The following is a 6,725-nucleotide window of genomic DNA, read 5'->3' on the forward strand; positions in this document are numbered from 1 at the left end:
GCCACTAATTTAGCAAACAAAAACTAGCCAGAGGAAAATCCGCAGGATTTTCCAAGTAAGCAATGACCAAGCAATTATTTTTATACTTCTTTGTTACCTCTCGTTTTTAAACATTTCAAACGCGTCAATCATTTCATTATTAGTCCTGTACTTATTGTCAATAGGTCTTTCTTTTGTTATAACCCTGAGCATTGGTTGTCCATTTACTGAATCTGACTCAAAGAAACACACATCTTGAATAAATCCACTAATTGTATCGTTTGTAATAGTAAAATCGATGAAATTTTGATTTTCTGATTGAATAATTTCATATTTCGGGTATAACATGATTGTTATTTTTCTTCTATCTAAAGGTAGGCCTAAGGAATGGATTGAGCTATTATAAGGTGTTATTCTCCCTTTAAAAAGAGTATCGTTGATTTTGTTTATTTCAGTTTTATAGAAATCACTCCTAGTAGAATCCAAAACCCCTTTATTAAATTCAATCATTTGGCTAATAAGAGTATCTTTTCCTCTCACATATATTTCATTTACATTTAATTTAGTAGAGTCTAAATTTCTACCATATGACCACTCTCGTTCGAATGTATATTTTTTGTCTTGCATCGTTGAAAAGCTCCAATTTTCAATAGCATTCAAAAATTTCACTTTTTTCACTTTAAAGCCCCTTGTGTTTCTTAAAATATTTGAAATCCAATATTCTGATTGGTATTCTTGAAGAGCTTTACTTAATTTTATAGAGGATAAGTCATGTTGGAATAAAAGCTCTTTAATTTCAAAGTAAACATAAGTGTTGTCTTTCAAGCTTTTATTTGACTCATTAAGAACTTTGTTGACTACTCTATCCAAAACTAAATTGGAGTTTTCATTATAATTTTTTAGGCATTTTTTTAAGGTGATTTCTAATTGGTTTAAATTAGCATCGGTATCTAAAGATTCGTCTAAGCTATTGATATTCAATATTGCTTTTTTATTATAAGTAAAATTTTCATTTGATAGTTTTTTCTCTGCGACTGCTAGTGCTGAGTCTAAAACTTTTTTAGTCAGGAATAATTTATCAGTACTGTTTTCAAAAAGCTCTTTATTTTTGGGATTGTTACATCCTAAAACTGAAATTAGAAGAAATATTAGTGTTGTTTTTTTCATTCGTCCAATGAGAGGTAACGTTGTGTTGTATATGGTTTGTTGCGTGGTTTAGCACGAAAGTTAGTAAATAATAACCGAATAGAAAATCCGTGAGGATTTTCGTAAATAGGCGATTACTAACAATTAATTATGACACGGTGTTGTAAAATGGTTTTTTATTATAATGCAGAACAGTAATTAAAAATCAGCACATTATCAATACACATTTTTTCTTTAAACTGATTAAAGGCTTTAAAAAAACCTTGGTTAACAGACTCTAATTCATTGTTGTAATGTTTCTCAATTAAAGAATTCAAATTCATCTTTATTTTTTTAAGATCTGCTTTCATACTAAAATCAACAATAGAGATATTACAATTTTCAGCTAATTTATAATCTACTCTTTCCTCTTGGAAGTTTTTTACCCCAATTAAATTATAAACTTTTTCATTTTGAATTAATAAAATCTTGTCTCCGACTCCAAATTGTTTTTTTTCAAACAATTTTACATCTATTATTTTTTTTGGACTAAACTTTATTCTATTTCTTGGTAGAAAAAAGTCTAATTCAAAATTTTCAGATAAATTCAAACTATGAACTTCTGTGTATATGTAAGGTGTATTATGGAATTCTCTGGAAAAATATTTCAAGAATGATTCTTTGTCACTTTTAAAACCATCTGAATATGTATAATGATAAACGTAACCAGTTATTTTTTCATTTCCATTTTGTAATTCTATTTTATATCTAAAAGCTAATCCAGCACCTGCATATGAATTTGTGCTTAGAATTAATAAAAGAGTCAGAATTAATAATTTTCTCATCGAATGATTTGATAAATGTTTGTTGGCACCAGTTTTTTTATTGTTTTAATTCAGTTATTTGTTGTTTAGCATATCCTTTAGCTCTTTCATCTCCATATTCAGCAGTTTTTTCATAATATTCAATAGCTTTTCCCTTATCTCCTTTAAGTTTATAGCCTTGAGCAATATTTCCCAGAACTATATAATCTTTTGGATTAATCTTTTCAGCTCGCAAAAGTGGTTCAATTCCTTTATCATATTCTCCAGTTAGCAAATAAGTAATTGAAAGATTTGACAAACTTTCTATATGGCTTGGATAAAATTCTAAAACTGTATTTGCAATTTCTCGCATATTTTTGAGCAAGTCATCATTACCAGTATTGTATAATTGCAATTGATAGTTTTGAATATCTAATAGAAATTCTTTCTCTCCACCATCATATTTTTCGTGGTTTGTCCAAGTCCATTTATTACTGTTTTTGGTTGAATACTCAATTGTCTTTATTATTTCCGATGTGAAATTTGTCCAATCAGAAATTTGTCCAAGTGCGTATATTTTTCCAAAACGCATATCAAGTCGATTTGGATAAAGTTTGATTCCTTCGTCAATTTTATCCAATCCTTTTTTTAATTCCGTTTGGTCATAATGGATTTGACTTCCTAAAAATCCAGCATTTTGATTTAAGCTATCTTTTAATACAAGACTTTCTCCATTTGGTTGGTCGTTTGTTAATGCGAGAACTTCTTGACGTGATTTCATAAAGTGATAATTGAAGTAGCTTATGAGAAGTTCGGCATCTTTTGCATTTTCAGATTGCCATTTTTTCAAAGTTTTCAATTGATTAATAGTGTCATTAGTTTGACAATATTTTTGAAATTCAGATTGGTAGTCTTGACTAAATCCGATTTGCGAAATTAAAATCGCAATAAATGTTCCTAATATTCTTTTCATTCGTGTTTTTCTCAAAATTGGTGCCAACGTGTTTCTGATTTCGTTGCGTATTTCAGCAACTAAATTAGCAAATACACACCAAATAGAAAATCCGCGAGGATTTTCGTAAGTAGGCGTGTACTAGCAATGAATGAGGACATGTTGTTGTAAAACGTTTTTTATTTTCATCTTGGTTCGTTTGTTAGCCAATCAGTTTTTTACTATCCCAAACCAAGTTTGTCATCAACATCAAGTTCTCTAATTACTTCTGATTTACATTTTGTTAGCAATCTTAACCATTCTGTGAAATTTTTTACTTTATAGTGAAGTTTTTTGTCACTCAAACTATAATATGCTAAAGGCCATTCTCCGCTTTCAGAATTTTCAGATGTTAACCAAACCCAAGCTCCACCATTAGAATCTTCTGTCATTAAACTCAATAATGTATTCACTTCAATTTCCTTTTCTCCGACCAATTCGATTGTATTTCCGAGTTCTTTTCGGTATTCTTTCAAATACGAGAAACGCTTTATATCATCCAAAGAAGTCATATAAATCCAATAAGCTCCGTTTCCAAATTCCTTGAGGAATATTTTGTAAGATTCAGGAAGAGTTAATCCAATTTTTCTTTCTACTTCTTGAATTTCATTATCGGTTAATTTTGGTCCAATTTCTTGATGCTGTTTTGAGTCCGCATTCAATATTCTTATTAATTCTTTCATTTGTTTTTCGGTAGTTGAAACTTGTTCAGAATTAATATTTTCATTTTTTTTGTTTTGAACACAAGAGAGAACTATGGATATAATAAATATTAATAGACCATATTTTTGCATATTTTTTAATTTCATTTTCTTCTGATATTCGTTCCGCAAATGTTTTACAACGGTCTAGGCTATGATTTCGTTGCGGAAAAATCCGCAGGATTCTTTCCGCCGTAGCCGAAAGATAATAAATAAGCGTTGAATTCCGATTAGGAATTCAACCGCAATGAATTATAGCATCCATTGTTAGCAGCTGGCTTTTAGTTCAATTTCTATGTTATTAAAGTTAATCCACCGTTTTAAATTTCCAACAAATCTTTTTAAATGGTGTTCATTTAGAAAAATATTTGTCCAATAATCAAATCGGTCACATTGGATACTTATATAGTAAGTCATAATAGCTAAACAAGCATATGGTAATAATTCTCTCTCTTCTTTAGAAATTTCTATTTCGGTTTCATACCCCTCTATAAAACTGTCCGCTTTAGCTTGATACTCGTTTTCATTTAGGTGAGTTGAAAAAAGTTGAAATAAAAAATAAGAAATATCAAAACACAGCCAAGAATTACCACAAAAATCAAAATCAAAAAAAGTCACTTCATTGTTTTCGTCAATATGCATATTGTCAAACCAAACATCAAGATGTACAGCTCCATTTCGCAAATTTTGTTCATTTTGATTCTCAAATTTGATTTTAAGAAAATTCGATAATGTTTCTAAAAACTTAATTTCATCTGATTTTTTTTGGAAAAACTGTTTTGTTCTGGAAAGAGATTCTACAAGTAAAGTTTTAGAATTATAATTAATTCTATTCAACGTATAATTTTGTGTGGATTTATGAACTTTTGCCAATGCTTTTCCAATAATGAAACTTGTATCTTGCGAGAAACCTGGAATCTTTGAACCTTTGGCGTAAGAAAAGAGTACTCCAAATCTTTTTCCTTCAGGCGCATTAAGTTCTTGTACCAAATTATTTGAATTATCAGCTATTGGAAAAGATACAGGTGTATTGTTTGTATTTAAATGAATTAGAAGTTTTAATTCTTCATTAATTTCAAGTTTTGTTCTCCAGTTATATGTGTAAACCCTGAAAACAAACTTTTTTTCTCCATCAGTGACAATGTAAAGATGGTTCATTGCAGCTCGAAAAAGTTTACATTCCGTTTTGTTACTTAAATTATATTTTTGCTGAATAAATTCACTTATTTTTCTTGTTGAAAGTGTACTATTAATTACTTCGAATGTTTCTTTCATTAATTTGTATGTTGTCGTTTTTGAGCTTGCTGCTAACGTGTATGGTTTCGTTGTGTATTTCAGCAACTAATTTAGCAAATACAAACCGAATAGAAAATCCGCGAGGATTTTCGTAAGTAGGCGAGTACTAGCAATGAATTATAGGACACGTTGTTAGCTTGCGTTTTTTTTTAGTTCTTCTTTATCTATTAAAATCAAAATTCCTCCAATCAAAAACCCGCTTATTAGTCCGCCAAAATGAGCAGCATTATCAATTCCTCCTAAAAATCCGAATAGCAGGCTTACTCCTGCATAAAGTCCCAACAACATCCAAGTCATTCCTCTCATATAATTTGGATAAATTTTAAAAACTGTAAAAGCTAAAATTAACCCATAAAGTCCAAAAATTGCTCCGGATGCTCCGACACTAACTGTGTTTTCGTGCCAATAAATACTCGCTAAACTTGCAAGTATACCGCAAACAAAATATATAATTATTAATTTTACTGAACCAAGAATGTTTTCCAATAAACTACTTCCAAGTCCAAGACCTATTAAGTTCATAAGCAAGTGTAAAAGTCCACCATGAATAAATATAGAAGAAAGTAATCTCCAATATTCTCCATCCATAACTTCAAATCTTCTATTTCCACCAATTTCAAGTAATTCTTTTGGAGTAGGTGAAACTATATTCAGTCCATCAAAAATCATAACAAGGAAAACAATAATGTTTAGAAGTAATAAAATTGCAGTTGTTTTATTTTCTCCCATTGGATTTAAAAAACCTAATATATCTTTTAAATCATCTTCTTTCAATGGTTTATTTTTTTTAAAATCTCTTAATTCCTTTTCGTCAATTTTCGGAATTAAAACCATTGCTAAAAGTATAAAAGCTCCAATTCCAAAAGAGCCGAAAATCCAAGGGAACGAATTGCCAAGTCTTTCTTCAAAAACATCTTTTTTAGGTACAAGTATTATTTGTTCATTTTCGTTTAGATAAGTGTTTCTTTCTTTTATTGCTTCTATAAATCCGTCTCTGTCATCTGAATATCCAAGTCGTTCAAAATATTCTACATCTTGAAAATTATAGGTTTTAAATTCTTTTTCTGATTTGTTTATAAAAGTTCTGTACTCTGAATTTTTTCTTTGTTCACTAATTCGGTTACTCAAATTCTTTTTATACTCAACTCCATACCAAATAGAGTTTGTGTCTTCAAAGGGACAAGCGAGATATAAGTAAAAATTCAAATTATCATTATTTCGACCAGAGGTTCTTGCAGTTACATATGGAAGACTTGAATTTTGGTCAACATCAAAGGATATTATTTTGAAATATTTTTCGTTTTTTAATTCTTTTACTTTTGAGATTGAAGATATTTCATTCAAGTCAAAAGAGCTTTTTTCAATGTAGTTTTGACTTATAATTATTGGAACAGCCATTGCTGCTGCCATAGCGAATTGATATCCAAAATATCCATTATCTCTTTTACCTCTAACATTTAAAATTCGAATTCTTCTTCGTAGCCAAATGAGTATTGGAATCCACGGAAGGGCGAAAGGAATCCAAAAATTCAACAAGTTTTCCTTTAATGGTAAAATCCCGAGTTTAATATCTAAAGTCCAACGAAAAATGTTGTAAAAAAGAATAGTTCCTATCGAAACTATTAAATATGGAATATATACTTCTTGAAGTTTTGTCTTAATACCGTTCAATTCTCGATGTTCGTTTAAAATGTCTTGTCCTAAAATATGGCTACAGGTTAAAATTGATTTTTACGCTGATAATTTATATACCATATTAGGTGTTTTATAATCTAAAGATAAGTGTAATCTTATTTCGTTGTATAAATTAATTGCATTTTTTGTAGCTCT

The 6,725-nt window shown here is 29.5% G+C and carries 6 protein-coding genes; all 6 read right to left on the minus strand.

Going from position 1 to position 6,725, the window contains the following annotated elements; translation table 11 throughout:
- Positions 1 to 93: 93 nt before the first annotated feature.
- Positions 94 to 1,146 (minus strand): hypothetical protein, encoded by a 1,053-nt coding sequence (locus Q4Q35_RS18985; protein WP_303279607.1) that lies wholly within the window; start codon positions 1,144 to 1,146, stop codon positions 94 to 96.
- A gap of 158 nt (positions 1,147 to 1,304) precedes the next feature.
- The gene (locus Q4Q35_RS18990) at positions 1,305 to 1,949 is read right to left on the minus strand and encodes a hypothetical protein (protein WP_303279608.1); all 645 of its coding nucleotides are present in this window, start codon (positions 1,947 to 1,949) and stop codon (positions 1,305 to 1,307) included.
- A gap of 37 nt (positions 1,950 to 1,986) precedes the next feature.
- Complete coding sequence (locus tag Q4Q35_RS18995) at positions 1,987 to 2,880, minus strand: tetratricopeptide repeat protein (protein WP_303279609.1); 894 nt, start codon at positions 2,878 to 2,880, stop codon at positions 1,987 to 1,989.
- 200 nt (positions 2,881 to 3,080) lie between these two features.
- Positions 3,081 to 3,707 (minus strand): SMI1/KNR4 family protein, encoded by a 627-nt coding sequence (locus Q4Q35_RS19000; RefSeq protein WP_303279610.1) that lies wholly within the window; start codon positions 3,705 to 3,707, stop codon positions 3,081 to 3,083.
- Between the two features lie 159 nt (positions 3,708 to 3,866).
- Positions 3,867 to 4,874, minus strand: a complete 1,008-nt coding sequence (locus Q4Q35_RS19005; protein ID WP_303279611.1) for a phosphotransferase — start codon at positions 4,872 to 4,874, stop codon at positions 3,867 to 3,869.
- A gap of 153 nt (positions 4,875 to 5,027) precedes the next feature.
- On the minus strand, positions 5,028 to 6,566 hold the full coding sequence (locus Q4Q35_RS19010; protein ID WP_303279612.1) for a rhomboid family intramembrane serine protease: 1,539 nt from the start codon (positions 6,564 to 6,566) through the stop codon (positions 5,028 to 5,030).
- Positions 6,567 to 6,725: the final 159 nt, after the last annotated feature.

The organism is Flavivirga aquimarina (assembly GCF_030540835.1).
Taxonomy (GTDB): Bacteria; Bacteroidota; Bacteroidia; order Flavobacteriales; family Flavobacteriaceae; genus Flavivirga; species Flavivirga aquimarina.

Coding starts and splice junctions, on each gene's coding strand:
- Q4Q35_RS18985 (WP_303279607.1), bottom strand. CDS start 1,146: ATGAAAAAAACAACACTAATATTTCTTCTAATTTCAGTTTTAGGATGT.
- Q4Q35_RS18995 (WP_303279609.1), bottom strand. CDS start 2,880: ATGAAAAGAATATTAGGAACATTTATTGCGATTTTAATTTCGCAAATC.
- Q4Q35_RS18990 (WP_303279608.1), bottom strand. CDS start 1,949: ATGAGAAAATTATTAATTCTGACTCTTTTATTAATTCTAAGCACAAAT.
- Q4Q35_RS19005 (WP_303279611.1), bottom strand. CDS start 4,874: ATGAAAGAAACATTCGAAGTAATTAATAGTACACTTTCAACAAGAAAA.
- Q4Q35_RS19000 (WP_303279610.1), bottom strand. CDS start 3,707: ATGAAATTAAAAAATATGCAAAAATATGGTCTATTAATATTTATTATA.